General features: G+C 46.7%; 17 protein-coding genes, 1 tRNA gene and 2 pseudogenes. 7 read left to right on the forward strand and 13 right to left on the reverse strand.

Features of this window, described 5'->3' with window-relative positions; all coding sequences use genetic code 11:
• The first annotated feature begins 231 nt into the window (after positions 1-231).
• From CLC91_RS11965 to CLC91_RS11985, 5 genes are all read left to right on the forward strand, one after another.
• Complete coding sequence (locus tag CLC91_RS11965) at positions 232-807, forward strand: DUF4136 domain-containing protein (RefSeq protein WP_095498593.1); 576 nt, start codon at positions 232-234, stop codon at positions 805-807.
• Positions 808-894: 87 nt separating this feature from the next.
• Positions 895-1,764, forward strand: coding sequence for an alpha/beta hydrolase family protein (locus CLC91_RS11970; RefSeq protein ID WP_095498594.1), 870 nt, complete (start codon positions 895-897; stop codon positions 1,762-1,764).
• Positions 1,765-1,856: 92 nt separating this feature from the next.
• Positions 1,857-1,933 (forward strand) — tRNA-Trp (locus CLC91_RS11975).
• Between the two features lie 156 nt (positions 1,934-2,089).
• Entirely contained in the window at positions 2,090-3,289 is a 1,200-nt protein-coding gene (gene gltS / locus CLC91_RS11980; protein WP_095498595.1) for a sodium/glutamate symporter, read from the forward strand.
• 33 nt (positions 3,290-3,322) lie between these two features.
• Positions 3,323-5,236 (forward strand): alpha/beta hydrolase family protein, encoded by a 1,914-nt coding sequence (locus tag CLC91_RS11985; RefSeq protein ID WP_095498596.1) that lies wholly within the window; start codon positions 3,323-3,325, stop codon positions 5,234-5,236.
• A gap of 55 nt (positions 5,237-5,291) precedes the next feature.
• Here CLC91_RS11985 and CLC91_RS15240 read toward each other — a convergent pair.
• The 4 genes and pseudogenes from CLC91_RS15240 to CLC91_RS12000 form a co-directional block, all read right to left on the reverse strand.
• Positions 5,292-5,651, reverse strand: a pseudogene (locus tag CLC91_RS15240) (ABC transporter permease); the annotation flags it as partial.
• A 138-nt stretch (positions 5,652-5,789) separates the two neighbouring features.
• A pseudogene (locus CLC91_RS15245) lies at positions 5,790-6,512 on the reverse strand (ABC transporter permease); the annotation flags it as partial.
• Positions 6,509-7,192 carry an ABC transporter ATP-binding protein gene (locus CLC91_RS11995; RefSeq protein ID WP_095498597.1) on the reverse strand — a complete coding sequence of 228 codons (684 nt, stop codon included), beginning with the start codon at positions 7,190-7,192 and terminating at the stop codon, positions 6,509-6,511. The pseudogene CLC91_RS15245 and the gene CLC91_RS11995, both read right to left, overlap by 4 nt.
• Positions 7,192-8,577, reverse strand: a complete 1,386-nt coding sequence (locus tag CLC91_RS12000) for an efflux RND transporter periplasmic adaptor subunit (RefSeq protein ID WP_095498598.1) — start codon at positions 8,575-8,577, stop codon at positions 7,192-7,194. Before CLC91_RS12000 ends, CLC91_RS11995 begins: the two co-directional genes overlap by 1 nt.
• Positions 8,578-8,744: 167 nt before the next feature.
• Between CLC91_RS12000 and CLC91_RS12005 the strand changes: the two genes are divergently transcribed.
• Both CLC91_RS12005 and rimI read left to right on the forward strand, forming a co-directional pair.
• Positions 8,745-9,116: a DNA polymerase III subunit psi gene (locus CLC91_RS12005; RefSeq protein WP_095498599.1), complete on the forward strand. Its 372-nt coding sequence runs from the start codon at positions 8,745-8,747 to the stop codon at positions 9,114-9,116.
• Positions 9,113-9,568 carry a ribosomal protein S18-alanine N-acetyltransferase gene (gene rimI, locus CLC91_RS12010; RefSeq protein WP_095498600.1) on the forward strand — a complete coding sequence of 152 codons (456 nt, stop codon included), beginning with the start codon at positions 9,113-9,115 and terminating at the stop codon, positions 9,566-9,568. The genes CLC91_RS12005 and rimI overlap by 4 nt, the downstream gene beginning before the upstream one ends.
• Before the next feature lie 12 nt (positions 9,569-9,580).
• Here the strand turns inward: rimI and lipA are convergent, their stop codons facing one another.
• The 9 genes from lipA to rlmH all read right to left on the reverse strand — a co-directional run bounded on the left by lipA (position 9,581) and on the right by rlmH (position 18,145).
• Entirely contained in the window at positions 9,581-10,546 is a 966-nt protein-coding gene (gene lipA, locus CLC91_RS12015; RefSeq protein ID WP_095498601.1) for a lipoyl synthase, read from the reverse strand.
• Positions 10,539-11,198, reverse strand: coding sequence for a lipoyl(octanoyl) transferase LipB (gene lipB, locus CLC91_RS12020; RefSeq protein ID WP_095498602.1), 660 nt, complete (start codon positions 11,196-11,198; stop codon positions 10,539-10,541). The genes lipA and lipB overlap by 8 nt, the downstream gene beginning before the upstream one ends.
• Before the next feature lie 82 nt (positions 11,199-11,280).
• Positions 11,281-11,544 carry a DUF493 family protein YbeD gene (ybeD, locus tag CLC91_RS12025; RefSeq protein ID WP_095498603.1) on the reverse strand — a complete coding sequence of 88 codons (264 nt, stop codon included), beginning with the start codon at positions 11,542-11,544 and terminating at the stop codon, positions 11,281-11,283.
• 71 nt (positions 11,545-11,615) lie between these two features.
• Positions 11,616-12,791: a D-alanyl-D-alanine carboxypeptidase family protein gene (locus tag CLC91_RS12030; protein ID WP_095500459.1), complete on the reverse strand. Its 1,176-nt coding sequence runs from the start codon at positions 12,789-12,791 to the stop codon at positions 11,616-11,618.
• Positions 12,792-12,891: 100 nt separating this feature from the next.
• On the reverse strand, positions 12,892-13,677 hold the full coding sequence (locus CLC91_RS12035; protein WP_095498605.1) for a septal ring lytic transglycosylase RlpA family protein: 786 nt from the start codon (positions 13,675-13,677) through the stop codon (positions 12,892-12,894).
• Complete coding sequence (mltB, locus tag CLC91_RS12040) at positions 13,664-14,674, reverse strand: lytic murein transglycosylase B (RefSeq protein ID WP_233132628.1); 1,011 nt, start codon at positions 14,672-14,674, stop codon at positions 13,664-13,666. Before mltB ends, CLC91_RS12035 begins: the two co-directional genes overlap by 14 nt.
• A 20-nt stretch (positions 14,675-14,694) precedes the next feature.
• Positions 14,695-15,795, reverse strand: a complete 1,101-nt coding sequence (gene rodA / locus CLC91_RS12045) for a rod shape-determining protein RodA (RefSeq protein WP_095498777.1) — start codon at positions 15,793-15,795, stop codon at positions 14,695-14,697.
• Between the two features lie 5 nt (positions 15,796-15,800).
• Complete coding sequence (gene mrdA / locus CLC91_RS12050) at positions 15,801-17,675, reverse strand: penicillin-binding protein 2 (RefSeq protein WP_095498607.1); 1,875 nt, start codon at positions 17,673-17,675, stop codon at positions 15,801-15,803.
• Positions 17,675-18,145 (reverse strand): 23S rRNA (pseudouridine(1915)-N(3))-methyltransferase RlmH, encoded by a 471-nt coding sequence (gene rlmH / locus CLC91_RS12055; protein ID WP_095498608.1) that lies wholly within the window; start codon positions 18,143-18,145, stop codon positions 17,675-17,677. Before rlmH ends, mrdA begins: the two co-directional genes overlap by 1 nt.
• Positions 18,146-18,158 lie beyond the last annotated feature (13 nt).

The following is an 18,158-nucleotide window of genomic DNA, read 5'->3' on the forward strand; positions in this document are numbered from 1 at the left end:
TTCCTCACCCCCATACTTTGTGCAACTGCCCGCTATTTGCTCTTGATAAGCTATGCAACGCTGTAATAACCAGCATCTGAATCGTGTTCAGGTAATAGCCAGCTTTATTAAGTTAATCTGGATCGCTACAAAGTACACTCCACAGGCAATAATGGAGATATCTGATCGCTCTAGGTTAATTTTTATTAAATGTGAGTTATCCTAAAGCGAATAACGTAAAGGAAGAACGTAATGCTAAGAGTCATTATATTAAGTTTGCTGGTATTGACAGGTTGTGCAACTCAAGAGCCACCAAAAGAACTAAATCGAGTCACGGTTGTAGCGAGCGGCGACCTGTCGTTTCTAGACAATAAACCGCTGACCTATGCCTGGCATCCAACTCATGCTCGTATCCGAGTCAATGATGAGTTGAATGAGCAACAAGTTGCCGGCCTACTTTATGAAACCATCGCCTCTGTAATGAAGCAAAAAGGTTATCAACAGGTATCGATACAAGATAACCCAAGTGTTGTCATCGGTTTTGGTGCAGCGCTTGAATCAGCAATGGGGGATGACGAAATTCTGCAGCGAGTTGGTTTAGTACCAGGCTTATCGGTTGATGGGGTAGATAGCAGTCAGTATCAAAAGGGCTCCGTGTTAATCGCACTGTTTGGCAATGATTTAACGAGACCTAATTGGCAGGTCATTGGTCAAGGTCTTGCCGATCTCAAAGCCAAAAGAGAACAACGTGAACCACGGCTTAAAGAGGAAGTGCAGCTGATGCTTAACAATGTTCCGCCTACTCAGCGCTTCGACCGACTGCAGTAATCTGTTACCGTTTTTTAACAAAAAGCTGGTAATAGCTAGAACGATTACTCTAAACTAAAGTGCATCCATACACTACTGACCAACAATATGACATTAACCCATAAAACGATCAGCCACACTTATGCTGATGGCTGCTCGTCAGTACTGCAAGTCTATAGCAGCCAAGGCGCTAATACGACGATATATCTTCTTCCCGCTATGGCCGTATGGGCAAGGTTTTATACCGACCTTGCGAAGTCTATCGCTGAACTTGGGGTAAATGTCGTGGTCTGTGATTGGCGGGCACACGGTAGCTTTCAGTTTAAAGTGGGGCGTAAAGCTGATTTTGGTTACCATCAAATGGTTGAGGACGTTAAAGAGATTATTGACGTTGGCGATCAGCTATTTGCCGGAACCCGTAGAGTGCTCATGGGGCATAGTTTAGGAGGCCAGGTTTCGGCGCTTCTTATTGGCCGTTTAAATAACCACTTCGACGGCTTAGTGATGTTAGCGTCCGGCTCTATATATCACAAAGGCTGGAGCGGACTGGATTGGTTAGGGGTTCGGTTTATTACTTACGCGTTTCCGGTCATTGCTAATTTAGTTGGCTATTTTCCCGGAAAATACGTCGCTTTCGCCGGAAAAGAAGCCAGGAGCGTTATCAATGATTGGGGGCGATGCGGACGTACCGGCGAGTTCAGGTTGGTGGGTACAGACTTTGACTATGATAACGGAATGAAAACGGCCACCCCGCCTGTATTAGCCATAACGGTAGAAGGTGATGTGTTTGCCACTCCGAATTCGAGTAAACAACTCATTCAGAAATTCTCGAGCAAGGATGTAGAAATGGTTCATTTAGCCTCTAAGCAAGAAAACATCGATAAAAGCTTAGATCATTTTAATTGGGCTAAGTATCCGCAAACCGTATTGCCTCATATTGAAGCGTGGATGATTCAACGTAAACTCGTAGTGAATTGAGCATTGCTTGCCCAGTTAATCGACAATTAGCATGCTTCATCAAAAAACCGCTTTACAGTTGGCTTTGCTCTTGTATAATGCCTTTCGTCGTTAGGGGTGTAGTTCCAATTGGTAGAACGTCGGTCTCCAAAACCGAATGTTGGGAGTTCGAATCTCTCCACCCCTGCCACATAACACAAAAAGCGCATTCAGTAGGATGCGCTTTTTTTGTGCCCAATTCTTTTTGCTAGAGCCTGATGCTTACCTTGTCTCCGTTTGTGAATAAAATGTTATTGTGGTAGTTTTTTAGCTCTGTTTTTACGAATGGAAAATCAAGGAGTGATTTATGGAATCCATTGAAGCTGGCGGTTTTTTCTCCTTCACCTTAGCTATCTTACTGCTTTTCGTTGGTAAAGGGGCGTTAAGTCGTTATGCGATTTTAAGAGAGTACAGCATACCCGAGGCGGTTATAGGCGGCTTTGCCTGCGCCGCGACGGTCGCTGTCATCTACTTTGTTCTTGGTATTCAAATTACCTTTGAGCTGGGTGCAAGAGACGCCCTGCTGCTGTATTTCTTTGCGGCCATGGGGCTTAATTCCGACATTAAGTCACTGCTTTCCGGTGGTAAGCCATTAATTATCCTTATAGCGCTCGCCGCGGTTTACATCATGATGCAAAACGCCGTTGGAATGGGCGTGGCCTCAGCCTTTGGCATGAATCCGGTTGCCGGCTTAATGTCGGGCTCGGTGTCATTAATTGGTGGAGTAGGCACTACGCTGGCTTGGGCTCCTACATTTGTTGATGAGCTAGGCGTCACTAATGCCATGGAGCTTGGAATCGCCAGTAACACCATAGGCCTGATTTTTGCCTGCGTTATTGGTGGCCCAATAGCAAAGTTTCTGATCAATAAACATCAACTGCAAGGCAATCCCGATCAACGTCTTGATGTTGGCTCGTCGCACAATGCACCCAATGAAACCGTAGACAGCTATAGTTTGTTGTTTGCCTGGCTTAGGCTAAATATCGCTTTGATGTTAGGTTATGGCATCAACGAACTGTTAGTGATGGCGGACATTGCGCTGCCCTTGTTTGTATCCTGTTTGATGGCCGGTATTTTGTTGGGTAATCGAACCTATAAAGTCTTCCCTAAGCAATACGTTGAAGGTGGAGATCGCGGTTTGTCGTTAATTTCCGATATTTGCTTAGGCATGTTTATCGTAATGGCCCTAATGGATCTCAAAATCTGGGAATTAGCCGGCCTATTAGGCTACCTATCCGTTGTTATGACGCTACAAATAGGGATGTCGATTCTGTTCTCTTTATTGGTCGTCTTTAGACTAATGGGTAAGGATTACGAGGCCAGTGTAATTTGCTCTGGCTTTGGAGGCATCACTTTAGGCTCAACGGCAACGGCCATCGCCAATATGACCGCAGTAACCAAACAAAACGGCGCGGCACACAGAGCTTTTATTTTGGTTCCCTTAGTGTGCGGCTTCTTCGTAGATATTATTAACGCCATCGCGATTAATTTTTTCATCGGGTTGTAACCTAACTTTCACTCACAAGCTAAAGGATTTAGCATGACAATATCGAGCCTTTTTCAGCGAACTTTATTGCTCGCGAGTTTATCTATTTTTTCTGTGTCTGCACAGGCGATGTCAGTAGAAGACTTTTCTCGTCATCCCGAGTTTTATGACGTTAAGATTTCCCCCGATGGTAAGTACCTAGCGGTCCTTATTAATACCGATGGCCGTAAAACACTGGCGTTTTTGGACAGCAAGACTTTTGAAGTACAGTCCTCCATAGGTGGGGGGCAGAAAGATCAAGTGGGCAGCTTTTTCTGGGTCAACAATGAGCGCGTGTTAGTAGGTGTTGAGCAGGTGCAAGGTGCCTTGCTGCAACCGCTCAACTATGGGGAAATTTTTGCGGTTAACTATGACGGTTCGAAAAAGAAAATGCTGTTTGGCTATCGCTCCAGAGAGGGAGGGTATGAGTCCGGTTGGCTAGTCGATCCGCTAAAAGGGCAGGATAAATATGTGCTCATTCAAACTCGTCAATGGGAATGGCGCACCGGTGCAACGCCAGAGATTCAAAGACTGAATGTCTACAGTGGAAAAACCCTACGCATAAAGCAAGGGCCAATGCGCGACAGTAATTTTCTTATCGACAATCAAGGAAAAGCTCGATTTGCTTCGGGTTTAGACAGTGACTATAAGAACCATTTGTATTATTCCGACGACCGAGGAGAAAAGTGGCAACGCGTAAAAAACTTTTCCGGCAAAAACATTAGCTTGATGAGCTTTACACCTGATAACAATGGCGTTTATGCCTTAATGAGTGAGAAAGGTGAGCCAAGCAGCTTATACCGATTAGACATTAAAACTCAACAAACGAAAGAGTTGTATCGTAGTAAAAGCGCAGAGCCTACGGAACTACTAAAGACCGATGTAAATGAGGTTTATGGGCTTCGAATTGATGAAGACTATCCGAACTATTTATACATTAAGCCCGACTCTAATGACGCTCTATTGCACAAAGCGCTGGTGAGAGCTTTTAATGGGGATAACGTCATCATTAGTAGTAAAACAGACGATGGTAAGCTGGCAGTTGTGCACGTCACTGGCGATCGTAATCCGGGTGTTTTCTACTTGTTTGATACTCAATCTATGCAAGCTCGTGAACTCATGCGCTCTCGAGAGTGGATAAAAGCTAATGAGCTTGCCGCTACCCAACCGTTTCGATTAAAAAGTAAAGATGGCTTAACCCTAAATGGGTATTTGACGCTACCGAAAGGGAAACAATCCAATTTACCTACCGTCATTATGCCTCATGGCGGACCACACGTTCGCGATTACTGGCAATACAATAGCCGTGTTCAATTGCTAGCGAGTCGAGGTTATGCCGTTGTTCAAATCAACTTCAGAGGCTCAACAGGGTATGGTGAAGAATTTGTAGAAGCAGGTTACGGTCATTGGGGTACGGATATTCAGCAAGATATTATCGATGCGGCTAACTACGTCATTCGTGACGGTGTTGCCGATAAAGATCGTTTGTGTATTTTTGGTGGAAGCTTTGGTGGCTATTCAGCGCTACAAAGCGCGATTATTGAGCCTGAGCTCTTTAAATGCGCGATTGGCTATGCCGGGGTTTACGATCTTGAAATGTTGTTTACCGAAGGCGATATTGAAAATCTAAAATGGGGTGATGCCTATTTGGAAAAGACAGTTGGCAATGATAAAGCGGAATTGCGCCGTCAATCGCCGGTATATAACGTTGATAAGCTTAAAGCTCCGGTATTAATTATTCATGGTGAAGACGATGAGCGTGCGCCTATCGAGCATGCCGAAGCATTGCGAGAAGCACTGGATAAAGCCAATCACCCTTACGAGTGGCTGGTTAAAGATAAAGAAGGCCACGGTTTTTATCTAGAAGAAAACATCGTTGAAGCCAACCAAAAGGTCTTGGCTTTCCTAAAACAGCACATTGGTGATTAATCACATAGCCAAAAGAAAGCAGGGGCCAGGCAGCGATGTCTGGCCCTTCTTATTACTATTCGTAACGAAGTGCTTCGATGGGGTCTAAATTAGCCGCTTTAAATGCCGGATAAAAGCCAAAGCCGATGCCAATGAGCGCTGTTCCGATAACACTTACACTCATGATTAAGGGTGAGATAGCCATAGGCCAACCAAACTGGTTTTCTATGATGAAAATCGCGATAACGGACAATGCTAGGCCGACCAGGGCGCCAAGTAGACACAACAGGGCGCTCTCAATTAAAAACTGATAGAGAATGTCTTTGGGTCGTGCACCAACCGCCATTCGCAAACCAATCTCTCGAGTACGCTCGGTTACACTGACCAGCATAATGTTCATCACACCAATGCCTCCAACCAGCAAGGAGACCGCAGCCACCCCAGCCAACAAAGAGTTGAACACTTGGTTAGCTTCGGCTCGGGTATTTAGCATGGCACTGAGATTCATTACGATAAAAGCAGAGCTATTATCGGCGGAAATGCGATGGCGCTGCATAAGCAAACGCTCAACTTCGTCAGAAACCACATCCATGTTGTTAGCTTTATCTACCGACAAAGTTAAACGGCGTACATGATTGACGTTGTCTGCACCAATCACTCGGCGATTGGCGGTGGTTATGGGCATTATTAAAGTATCGTCTTGGTCGTTACCGCGCATGTCTTGGCCTTTGCTATCAAGCAAGCCAATAATCGTTAATGGTACCTTGTTGACTCTTATAGTTGCGTTCAATGCAAAACTGGGATCGCCAAATAACTCTTTTGCAACGGTTTGCCCTATTACGGCTACTTTAGCGCTGCTGCGTACTTCGCTTTCGGTGAAGCCTCGGCCGTCCAAGAGTCGCCAATTATTGGCGATCAAAATATCGGCGTTCGCCCCTTCAATTCGAGTGTTCCAATTTTGGTTTCCCCAAATGATTTGAGCCTGGCCATTAGAGGTGGCAGCAATAGCCGTGACTTCAGGTATAGAGGCCTTAATGGCGTAGACATCGCCCATGTCCAAACGAGTGCGTTGTCCAGCAGCTCCTTGAGCGCCTGCGCTGTTAATGGTACCGGTTCGAACCATGAGTAAGTTACTGCCGAGGTTTTGAATCTGTTGATCCACTTGGCGTTGGGCTCCTTCGCCCAAAGCAAACATAATGATCACCGCACTGATACCGATAATAATGCCAAGTGTGGTCAGAATAGACCGCATAAGGTTACGACGCAGCGATTGCAAAGCAGTTTGAGTTAAGGTCATAGCGAAACCCCCGACAATAGCTCTCCGTCACGAACGGAAACAATGCGATCGGCTTGTGCCGCCACTTCCATTTCATGAGTGACAATCACCACGGTTTGTCCTTGTTGGTTTAATGTGCGAAATAACGCCATGATGTCGTCACTGGTTTTGCTGTCTAATGCGCCGGTTGGCTCATCCGCCAAGATAATTTCTGGTCGGTTTATCAAGGCTCGAGCTATGGCTACCCGTTGTTGTTGCCCTCCAGATAATTGGCTTGGATGGTTGTCGTATTTGTCTTGTAAGCCCACTGCATCGAGACATTCTCGCGCTCTCGTTTTGGCTTGCTCAGGGCTCATTTGGGCGTACATCAGTGGCATCATCACGTTTTCTAATGCTGATGTCCGGGCTAACAAATTGAACTGTTGAAAGACGAAACCAATGTGGTCTCTGCGAAGGTGAGCTAAGACATCTCGATTCAGCCCCTTAGTTGGTTTCCCGAGTAAGGTTAATTCACCCTGTTTTGGTGTCATTAAACAGCCAATTAAGTTCATTAAAGTCGATTTTCCGGAGCCCGATGGCCCCATGATGGCAACCATTTCACCTGCGGCGATGTTGAGATTAATGTTGTTAAGCACCTGAAATTCACCGCCAGCCATAGGAAAGCTGTGGCTCAGTTGTCGGCATTGAATAACGGACTCCATCAACCATTGCTCCGCATTTGATTCACTATCGCCAAGCCTGTTAAGTCAGGACGCAATATGCTGGTGTTCGTTTGGTCGCTAATACCTAGTTGCACAGCGAGTGCTTCAGTTTTGCCTTCTTTTAAGATCAGTAAACTGCCCATGCGAACCTTACCGTTACGAATATCGTTGCGCAGCTTTTTCTGTTGGTCGGTTAACACTTCGTCGATGAGTGCTGACACCTTTTGACGATATTGCTGGTTAACACTGCGACTGCCCGTTTGTGGTCGAGGTGGGAGGTTGTCGTTTAATTGTTTTTGCTGTTGCTCGGTTAAGTTCAGTGGCTTAAGCCCGGCCAATAGACTGCCGCTCCGCTTTCCACTTTTGGAGGTAGAGCCGTGTTGAGCTGCCCCTCGCTCACCCATTCGGACAGCGGCATTACTGACGCGTTGCACATCGCGTACGTTGTCTACTGAGATGGTCAGGTTGGCGGTCATGCCTGGAAATAATCGATTTTGGGGATTATCGGTAGCGATAATTACGCGGTAACTTACCACCCCGGATGTCACCATGGGGGCTTTTCTAATTTGGCTGACTATCCCTCGAAAAGTTTGTTGAGGATAGGCGTCTACGGTATAGCTGACCCGCTGCTCTAGTGCAATTTGACCAATGTCGGATTCATCAATGTGTGCTTCGATTTCCATTGCCGATAAATCTTTAGCCAATGTAAATAACTCAGGCGTGTTATAGCTGCTTGCCACGGTTTGACCCCGCTCAATGGTACGGTTAATCACGAATCCATCAATCGGGGCTCTAATTTCTGTTCTAGCTAGGTCAATTTGGTTTTGCTGTAGGGTGGCAATGGCACTTGCTAGGTTGGCCTTTAGTACACTTAATTGGGCATGAGCTTGCTGCAGAGCGAGTTCTGCTAATTGCTTTGCGCTAACAAAATCGTCAACTTCATTTTGTGAAATGTGCTTGTCGAGCAACAGTTGTCGGGCTTGGGTAAGGTCTCTTTTCGCCTTCTCGAGATTAACTTGCGCCTGTTGGATAGTGATAGCTTGCAGCCCCTTATCGGCTTCGATTTTTTCCACCTGTGCTGAGGCCTGAGCGACCTTAGCGGCGAAGGTGCTGGGATCGATTCGAGCTAACAATTGCCCTTGAGTGACGCTGTCATTAAAGTCAGCGGCCAACTCGGTGATTTGCCCAGAGAGTTGCGCCCCTACAACCACATCATCAACCGCGGCCAATGTTCCTGTCGCGGACACGCTTTTGCTGATGTCCCCTTGTGTGGCCTGCTCAGTTTGGTAACTGTAGTCGTTAGAGGGTGTTTGCAATGTACTCCATTGCCAGTATCCGATGCCGGCGGCGATAATGCCCCCAATCGCCAAAAGCCTTTTGTTCATGATCGTTTCTCTGTAATCGTTTCGCTCAATTTAGCCATGTCTTGGGTCAAGCAACAACACCATTTACATTGATTTGCAAAGGGTTGTGATCAGAGCAGATAAACCAGTTACTGCTGTATAAGAAAGTGGGTTTGTGTCATTATGTTCTTTCGTTTTTAGGAGTTTGAATGACCGACACTAACAACCAATTTTTAGATGCCTTAGGAATTACTCGTTGGCGTTCTAAGGATGCCGAGTTGCAACCCATGAATCATGTGTCGGTTGCAAAACTGCATGTGGTTTGCTCGTTAAATGAGCAGCAACTTTGGCAGTCACCACTGTTCAATAAAATCATGAAAGCTGCCAACATTGGCTTTGATGAATTGTCTATTAGTGAAACTCTTCAGGAGAATCCTTCCACCCAGTTGGTGTGGTTTTTAGGTAGCGAAGCTGTGACGACCAAGCCGCCGAGTGTTGCGACCGTTGATATCAATCAGTTGGATCAAACACCTCAACAAAAGCAGCGGTTGTGGCAAGCACTTAAGGGCATTAGTCGATGAGCTTGGTCTTAGAGCCTATTCGTTTTGAACAACTTGCTTTAGTGATGGAAATCGAGCTTGCTGCTCATAAATCTCCTTGGTCACTAAATAACTTCAGTAATAGTTTTTCCGTTAAACACGAGTTTATCGGTGCGTTTGCAAATGGAACCTTGGTTGGTTATTACGTCAGTCAATACGTTCTGGATGAGGCTAGTTTGCTGAATATCTGTGTCCAGCCTACACAGCAAGGAAAGGGGTATGGACGAGAGTTATTAGCAGATTGTGTGGCCCGAGCTATCGCTCATGACATTAGCCAAATGTTTTTGGAGGTACGAAGCTCTAACCATGCGGCCATAGGCTTGTATCATTCGTTTGATTTTAACGAAATCGGGGTTCGAAAAGGCTACTATCCAAATGATTCGAAAAACGCCCCTCGAGAAGATGCCATCATGATGGCGGCCTACCTAGGTTGACCGCCACATAGATTACTTAACTTCTTTGCCTTGCGCCTGCATGTCGGCGTGGTAACTTGAACGTACCAAAGGTCCACAAGCAGCCTGACTAAAACCAAGCTCAGTGGCAATGTCCTTAAGCTCGTCAAACTCTTGCGGCGGCACGTAGCGTTCCACTTTTAAGTGGTGCTTAGAAGGCTGCAAATACTGCCCCAGAGTAAGCATTTCCACTTGATGAGCGCGCAAGTCTTTTAACACCTCAACAATCTCATGGTTTTCTTCGCCAAGCCCCATCATCAAACCTGATTTGGTTGGAATATCTGGATGTCGTTGCTTGAATTTTTGCAATAACTCCAGCGACCACTGATAGCTCGCGCCAGGTCGAGCCTTGCGATATAAGCGAGGCGCTGTTTCAAGGTTGTGATTAAACACATCTGGTGGCTCTTGACTGATAATGTCTAATGCTCGGTCAATGCGGCCTCTAAAGTCAGGAACCAGTATCTCAATCTTAATGTGCGGGCTGAGTGCTCGAATTTCACGAATGCAATCGGCAAAATGCTGAGCGCCGCCGTCACGTAAGTCGTCTCTGTCTACGGAGGTGATCACAACGTACTTGAGCTTCATATCGCGTATGGTTTCAGCCAACTTCTTTGGCTCGTTAGGATCGGGCTTTAAAGGGCGACCGTGGGCAACGTCGCAAAACGGACAGCGGCGAGTACAAATAGCGCCCAAAATCATAAAGGTCGCGGTTCCGTGATTAAAGCATTCAGCTAAGTTAGGGCACGTTGCTTCTTCACAAACCGAATGCAAGCCATGTTTGCGCATCGCTTGTTTAACAGCGTCGATTTTATGAGTTTTGGCGGGCAATTTTACTCGAAGCCAGTCGGGCTTTCTTAGCATTTCCTCACGCTCGGTGGGTACCACCTTTACTGGGATTCTAGCGACTTTTTCGGCGTCGCGAAGTTTCACTCCTGGTATGAGTTTTTCCGGCTTATTCATAATGCTTTGCTAAACCTTGTATTGATGTGGTTTCTGTAAACCCGAGGCTTTTGACTAAAATGGGAACCAGTTTGTTAGCGGCCTCATCGACGTTTTGAGGACCGTTAACATCCTTGCATTGAATCATTTCGAGACCCGGATATCCGCAGGGGTTTATTCGTAGAAATGGGCTCAGGTCCATGCTGACATTGAGTGCTAGTCCATGAAAAGAACATCCTTTTCGAATGCGCAGTCCCAATGATGCTATTTTCCGCTCATCGATATACACGCCAGGTGCGTCGCACTTTGGATACGCGCTGACATCAAATAATGCCAACATATCGGCGATACTGGTTTCAATGTTTGTAACCAACTGTCGCACGCCCATTTTGGCGCGTTTAATGTCAATAAGTGGGTAAATTACTAGCTGCCCAGGGCCATGGTAGGTAACTTGGCCACCGCGATCGACTTGAACCACAGGTATGTCCCCGGTACTCAGCAAGTGTTCGGATTTTCCGGCTTGTCCTTGAGTGAACACGGGGTCATGTTCCACCACCCAGATTTCATCTAGAGTGTGTTGGTCACGATTGTCGGTAAAGTCTTGCATGGCACGCCAAACTTTTTGGTAGCTTTGACGGCCAAGATAGCGCACGGCTACTTTGGCATTGCTCACGGGCGAGTCTCTGTTACTGGTTATTCGATTTCTGTGGCGCTGAGTATACCCAAGTCTGGCAAAATTGTCAGAATTGTGTGAGCTAAAGCACTCTTTTTACGCCATCGATACCGGCTAATTCTGTGTACAGTTGCTCAACCTGAGGTTTTGATTCAACTTTTACTCTAACGGTCACCGAATGGTAAGTACCTTTAGAAGAAGGCTGCGTGGATGGCCGGTAATCGCCTGCAACATGACGTTGAACAACGGCGATAACATCGTCAGCCAAGTCCGGACGAGCTAAGCCAATGACTTTAAAAGGAAAGCTACATGGAAATTCCAGTAGTTCATCAAATTTTGTATCCATTAAGGACTCCAATAATCTAAAACGGGCCTGTGTCGGCCCGTTAACTTGTAATTAGCGGTTACTCGCTCTGATTAGTTGAACCACTTAGCGAACAGTTCTCTGAAGTAATCCATAATGCGGTCAATTAAGCCACCTTGCTCAACCGCTTCTAGGGTTACTAACGGGAATTCAGCAACATCGTTCCCGTCCACCTGAAAGTACACCTTTCCAACCACTTCGCCGGCTGCTATAGGCGCTTTTAATTCTTTAGTAAGCTCAAAATTCGCTTTCAGTTTTTTCGATTGACCGCGGTATAAGGTAAATGCGGTGTCTTGATCGACACCCAGCTTAATTTGCTTTTGGTCACCATACCAAATGCGTTGCTCGGTGAAGCTGTCGCCAGCTTGGTAAGGCGTTACGCTCTCGTAGAAACGAAAGCCGTAGTTTAATAGTTTTTTACTTTCCGCTTTACGAGCCGCGTCGCTGCGAGTACCCATAACCACAGCTACTAGGCGCATGTTGTCTTTTACAGCGGAGGTCACTAGGCTAAAACCGGCTTTGGAAGTATGACCGGTTTTAATGCCGTCGACGTTCATGCTTTTATCCCACAATAAGCCGTTGCGGTTAAATTGTTTTATGCCATTAAAGGTGAAACTTTTATGTGCGTAAATTTCGTACTCAAGCGGAACGTCACGAATTAATGCTCTACCAAGAAGCGCCATGTCGTAAGCTGTGGTTTTGTGTTCATCTGAATCTAAGCCGTGGCTGTTGACGAAGTGGCTATCTACCATGCCCAATTGTTTCGCCCACGAATTCATAAGATCGGTAAAACCTTCTTCAGTACCGGCAATGTGCTCCGCCATTGCGACACACGCATCGTTTCCAGATTGAATGATGATGCCGCGGTTAAGATCGGCAACGGATACCTGTTTACCCACTTCAATGAACATCTTCGATGAGTCAGGGAAGTTTTTCGCCCAAGCATTTTCGGAGATGGTCACCATGTCGTCATCATGAATGTTTCCAGCTACCATTTCTTGACCGATGACGTAGCTGGTCATCATTTTGGTTAGACTGGCTGGGTGGAGCAATTCGTAAGCATTATTTTCAGCTAGAATTTTTCCAGAGTTGTAATCCATTAGTACAAAGGCTTTTGCCGCAACGGTTGGCGGCGCGGGCACAACGGTTGGTGCAGCACTGGCTGCGCTAACGAAGCTTAATCCGGCGATAAGCGCCAGAACTTGTTTGGCTTTTTGTAATTTATTCATGGGCGATAGATGGTCGCTGTTTATTCGGTTAATAAAAATTGCGGGTATTATATCATTAGTCGACATTTAACACAGTTAAAAGGTTCCCTCAGCATACGCCTCAATTTTTAGATTGAGAGATTAGAAAGCTTTTAGGGTAGCCGTTTTGATGCAATTTTGAAATTAAGGCATTGGCAAGGGCAGCGTTAGACAGTGGTCCTAATTGCAGCTTTGACAAACCTTGTTGTTGGATGACGCGATGCCCGGTTTTATATTGCTCTGTGAGCTCGTCGGCTAATTGATTGATTCGTTGCCGGTTGCTCAGGGCTACCACTTGAACAAAGAACTGTTCCGATGCCTTGTTACCAGAAAATTGGGTGGCGCTATTCGGTACGCTACTGATGACTCTGATTTCAACATTGGCAACCCCATGACTAATTACATCGAGTTTATAGGCCGCGGCATAGGATAGATCGATAATGCGACCTGGGTGAAACGGACCGCGATCATTAACGCGGACGATGGCTTTACGTTGATTGTCCAAATTGGTGACTTCAACATAACTGGGAATTGGCAAGGTTTTATGGGCTGCAGTCATGGAGTACATGTCGTAAGTTTCACCGTTAGAGGTAAGGTGACCGTGAAACTTCTTACCATACCAAGAAGCCATTCCTCGTTCTTTGAAGCCTTGTGTATCGGTAATAATCTGGTAGCTTTGGCCGCGTAAGGTGTAGTTGCGATTCCCTTGCTTACTGTATGGCTCATGCTTAGGTTGAGCGTCTTCAATGTGCTCTAAATTTGGTACATTTTTTGGGGCACTGTCGTGCTTTTGGCTATAGCGACTGCTGGGCTCGTTGGAGCATGCAAAAAGCAACAGAGTGAGGGCAACGAGACTAACGACGCGCATGATAAGCGGCCTTTATTTGCTGGCTTAAGCGATACACAGCCATAGCGTAAAGTGGGCTATGGTTGTAGCGCGTAATGGCGTAAAAATTGTTCAAGCCGAGGTAATAATCAGCGCCTTGTTCCAACTCCAGTTCCACTAAAATCGCTTTTTGTGAAACGTCCATATCTTGGTTCTTCGCAAACTTCACACCTTTACTGATCCAGTCGGCAACAAGGTATTTCGGTGGCTTCTTGTCCCAAACTAATGCGCTGGCGTCGGTGCCGGGGGTTAATTCCACTTGTTTAATGACTTGCTGACCTTTAACCCAGCCGTGGCGTTTGAAGTAATTCGCCACACTGGCGATAGCGTCTTGTTCGCTATTCACCAAATCAATTCGGCCATCACCGTCAAAGTCCACTGCATAAGCGCGATAGCTGGAAGGGATAAACTGACCAAATCCCATGGCACCGGCATAAGAACCTTTCAGTTCGCTCAAATCTAATTGCTGTTCTCTGGCTAATTCCATGAGGTGACCCAGCTCAGAGCGAAAAAAACGAGCTCGAGGCGGATAGTAAAAACCGAGCGAATACAAGGCATCCAAAACTTTATGGGTGCCTTTAAAGCGCCCGTAATAGGTTTCAACACCAATAATAGAGACAATAATCTCCGGCTCTACGCCATACTGTTCGCTCACTTGTTGCAATGTTTTTTGATGCTTTTTCCAAAACTCGATGCCACCCTGAACGCGTTCCTCGGTTAAAAATATTGGATAGTACTGATGCCAGGGTTTAGCCTCCCATGGTCGAGCGATGGCTTCTAGAACGTCATTGCTGATGTTTGCTGGAGCCAAAAACGCGTCGATTTGTGGTTGGGTAAAACCTTTCTCCAATTGAGTATTGATGAATTCTTGCTTGAGCTCTGAGGGTGTCGCTTGTTGTGCTTGTGCTTGTGCGCTGAAGGCAACCCCCGTCAGTAAGCTTGCGCAAAAAGCAAAGACGGCTAATAAAGGCTTATTCATTTTTGTCATTTTCGTTATCGTTATCGGTTCACAAATCGGCGGTGGGTATGAATACTCATTAAAATACCAAAGCCAACCATCAAGGTCAGCATCGACGTACCTCCGTAGCTTACCAAGGGCAAGGGGACTCCAACAACCGGTAACAGTCCGGAAACCATGCCGATGTTGACGAATAGGTAAACAAAGAAGGTTAGAGTAATGCTGCCAGCTAGCAATCGTGCAAAACTGGTTTGAGCGCGACTGGCTATCACCAGTCCGCGACCAATAATGTAAAGGTATATCGCCAAGAGTAATAGTGCGCCAACAAGGCCAAACTCTTCGCCAATAACAGCGAAAATAAAGTCGGTGTGACGTTCAGGCAAAAACTCTAATTGAGATTGGGTGCCGTCGAGCCAGCCCTTACCAAATAGGCCGCCAGAGCCAATGGCAATTTTAGATTGGATGATGTGGTAACCTGAGCCTAAGGGGTCGCTTTCAGGATGCAAAAAGGTCAAAACCCTTTGTTTCTGGTAGGCCTTCATTAAGAACAACCACAGTATGGGGACCAGCGACAGTACCGCCACAACGCAAGAAATCACAATCGCCCAGCTCATGCCCGACATAAACAACACAAATACGCCGGACGCTGCTACTAAAATCGAGGTGCCTAAATCCGGTTGTTTGGCAATGAGCAAGGTGGGGATAAGTAAAAGCAGTAACCCGCCAAGCAATTGGGTTTTACGCGGCGGTAATGGAAACTGACTGATGTACCAGGCCATGGTAATTGGAAAAGCGAGTTTCATCAGCTCTGAGGGTTGAAACTCCATAAAACCGAGGTTTAGCCAGCGTTGAGCGCCTTTATTGGTTTCGCCAAAGAAATGTACCCCGATAAGTAAAATGATCCCCAGCAAATAAATGGGTAAAGCCCAACGCTTGAGAATTTCTGGGTTAATTTGTGCCACCACAAACATCACCCCGAGCGACAAAGCAATTCGGGTTGCCTGACGCTCCAGCAGTGCCACATTTTCGCCACCCGCAGAATAGACAGCCATTAAGCTAAAGCCCAGCAAGGCTAACAAACCAAGCATCAATGGCACGTCGATATGGAGGCGATACCATAGGTTGGGTCTAGACGGAGACATGGTGTTCACTTAAGTTCTCCCGTTTCTGGATCCAGTAAATAAGCGTCCATGACCGCCTTGGCTATGGGGCCTGCATTAGCGGCACCCCAACCGGCGTTTTCGACGATGACAGCGACCGAAATAACCGGATCTTCGTAAGGCGCATAGCCGACAAAAAGCGCGTTATCCCGCAATCGCTCATCGACTTCATCTGCTTTATATTTGGCATCTTCAGCAATGCCGAAAACCTGCCCGGTACCACTTTTTACGGCGGCGTTATAAGGCGAGCCTTTAAAAAGGTTATAGCCACTGCCACCGCGGCGGTGAGCGGTTTGGTACATGGATTCTTCAATGATTTCCCAATTTTTCGGGTTCTTTAATTGAATGGGCGGCAGCTCTTGTTCTTGATAGGCTTCGCTAGAATCACCCAGCCCATACTGTCGCAGAATGTGAGGCTGATGACGCTCGCCTTTCATGGCAATGATGGATACCGAATGGGCTAATTGCAAAGGTGTTGCAGTCCAATAGCCTTGGCCAATACCAATAGAGATGGTATCGCCAATATACCAAGGTTGGTTATAGCGTAGGCGTTTCCAATCTCTCGACGGTAAAATGCCGTAATACTCTTCGTGAATATCTATACCGGTTGGCTCACCAAACCCAAAGGGTGCCATGAATTCGTTGATGCGATTGATGCCCATCTTATAGGCTAAATCGTAAAAGTAGATGTCGCAGGATTCTGCAATGGCGTGGTGAATGTCCACCCAACCGTGTCCCCAGCGTTTCCAATCTCGGTAACGACGCTCAACGCCGGGAATTTGCCACCAACCAGGGTCCCAAATTTTTGTCTTTTCCGTTACCAACTGATAATCAAGGCCAGCCAGGGCTAAATGGGGTTTTACCGTTGAGGCCGGTGCGTATTGACCTTGAGTTGCTCGGTTAATTAGCGGGCGGTCTTTAGAGTTAAGTAAGGCTCGATAAGAGGGGCCACTGATTCCGTGAACAAATTCATTTGGGTCATAGGCCGGACTGGATACCATGGCCAGCACATCACCATTTCGAGGATCTAACGCCACTACCGCACCACGGCGTCCATCTAACAGTTTCTTCGCTTTTTGTTGCAGCACCAAGTCGATGGTCAGCTCGAGGTCGGAGCCGGCTTGAGGCGCTTGCTCTTCGAGTATTTGAATGACTCGTCCACGGTTATTCACTTCTTCTTTGCGATAGCCCGGTATGCCGTGTAACTGTTCTTCGTAATATCGCTCAATACCCAGTTTGCCAATGTCGTTGGTAGCTGCGTACTGCCCCGACTTATCTGCCAAATCCAAATTCTGGCGATCGCGGGCATTAATGCGGCCGACGTAGCCAAGCAAATGGGTTAGCTGTCCGGCGTAGGGGTAATACCGCTTAAGACCCGCTTCAATGGAAAATCCTTCAAAGCGGTGCTGATTAACGCTAAATGAAGCCACCTGATTTTCGTCGAGCTTACTGATGACCGTAAGCGGTTTAAAGCGACGATGGCGCTTTAAGCGATCTTTTAGGGTGTCTAAGGTTTCTTGTGTCAGCCCCATCAAATCACCAAGTTCATCTAAGCGCTGACTGATATCGGCGACTTTTTCAGGGATCACTTGTAATGAGAATACCGGCTGGTTGTCGGCGATTAACACGCCATTTCTATCGTAAATCAGGCCGCGGTTAGGGGCTGTTGGAACAATGCGAGTGCGATTTTCGTTAGAGCGAGACTGGTAATCTTGATGGGCCACAACCTGTAGATGATACAAATTACCAAGCAGTAAGCTCAGAAGCGCCACCACAACCCCAAAACAAAACAAAGCCCGCCGTCTAAAAAGTGCGGCTTCTTGGGCATGGTTTTGCATAGCAACCCGTCTAGACACTGACACTACTCTCTATGGTAGGGGTGGTTGTTGTTTATGCTCCAGGCGCGATAAAGGCTTTCGGCCACAATCACGCGAACCATAGGATGAGGTAAGGTTAACGCTGATAAACACCAGCTTTGCTCCGCCGCCTGCTTGCAAGCTGGAGCTAAACCTTCAGGGCCACCAATCAATAAACTGACATCGCGCCCGTCCAGCTGCCACGCCTCTAATTGTTTCGCAAGTTGCGGAGTGGTCCAGTTTTTGCCCGGTAAATCAAGGGTCACAATGCGATTGCCTTTATTCACCGCCGCTAACATTTGTTGCCCTTCTTTATCGAGAATGCGCGCAATATCAGCATTTTTACCGCGTTTTCCTGCCGCAATTTCGACAATATCAAACGGCATATCCTTTGGAAATCGTCCTTGGTACTCCGCCACTGCAGTTTTCACCCAAGCTGGCATTTTTGTTCCAACGGCGATGAGTTGCAACTTCATAGTGTGTTAACCC

Source organism: Paraferrimonas haliotis (assembly GCF_002282895.1).
Lineage (GTDB): Bacteria > Pseudomonadota > Gammaproteobacteria > Enterobacterales > Shewanellaceae > Paraferrimonas > Paraferrimonas haliotis.

Excerpts from the sequence above, each read along its gene's own strand:
- CLC91_RS11965 (WP_095498593.1), top strand. The coding sequence starts at position 232 with ATGCTAAGAGTCATTATATTAAGTTTGCTGGTATTGACAGGTTGTGCA.
- CLC91_RS11970 (WP_095498594.1), top strand. The coding sequence starts at position 895 with ATGACATTAACCCATAAAACGATCAGCCACACTTATGCTGATGGCTGC.
- gltS (WP_095498595.1), top strand. The coding sequence starts at position 2,090 with ATGGAATCCATTGAAGCTGGCGGTTTTTTCTCCTTCACCTTAGCTATC.
- CLC91_RS11985 (WP_095498596.1), top strand. The coding sequence starts at position 3,323 with ATGACAATATCGAGCCTTTTTCAGCGAACTTTATTGCTCGCGAGTTTA.
- CLC91_RS11995 (WP_095498597.1), bottom strand. The coding sequence starts at position 7,192 with ATGGAGTCCGTTATTCAATGCCGACAACTGAGCCACAGCTTTCCTATG.
- CLC91_RS12000 (WP_095498598.1), bottom strand. The coding sequence starts at position 8,577 with ATGAACAAAAGGCTTTTGGCGATTGGGGGCATTATCGCCGCCGGCATC.
- CLC91_RS12005 (WP_095498599.1), top strand. The coding sequence starts at position 8,745 with ATGACCGACACTAACAACCAATTTTTAGATGCCTTAGGAATTACTCGT.
- rimI (WP_095498600.1), top strand. The coding sequence starts at position 9,113 with ATGAGCTTGGTCTTAGAGCCTATTCGTTTTGAACAACTTGCTTTAGTG.
- lipA (WP_095498601.1), bottom strand. The coding sequence starts at position 10,546 with ATGAATAAGCCGGAAAAACTCATACCAGGAGTGAAACTTCGCGACGCC.
- ybeD (WP_095498603.1), bottom strand. The coding sequence starts at position 11,544 with ATGGATACAAAATTTGATGAACTACTGGAATTTCCATGTAGCTTTCCT.
- CLC91_RS12030 (WP_095500459.1), bottom strand. The coding sequence starts at position 12,791 with ATGAATAAATTACAAAAAGCCAAACAAGTTCTGGCGCTTATCGCCGGA.
- CLC91_RS12035 (WP_095498605.1), bottom strand. The coding sequence starts at position 13,677 with ATGCGCGTCGTTAGTCTCGTTGCCCTCACTCTGTTGCTTTTTGCATGC.
- mltB (WP_233132628.1), bottom strand. The coding sequence starts at position 14,674 with ATGAATAAGCCTTTATTAGCCGTCTTTGCTTTTTGCGCAAGCTTACTG.
- rodA (WP_095498777.1), bottom strand. The coding sequence starts at position 15,795 with ATGTCTCCGTCTAGACCCAACCTATGGTATCGCCTCCATATCGACGTG.
- rlmH (WP_095498608.1), bottom strand. The coding sequence starts at position 18,145 with ATGAAGTTGCAACTCATCGCCGTTGGAACAAAAATGCCAGCTTGGGTG.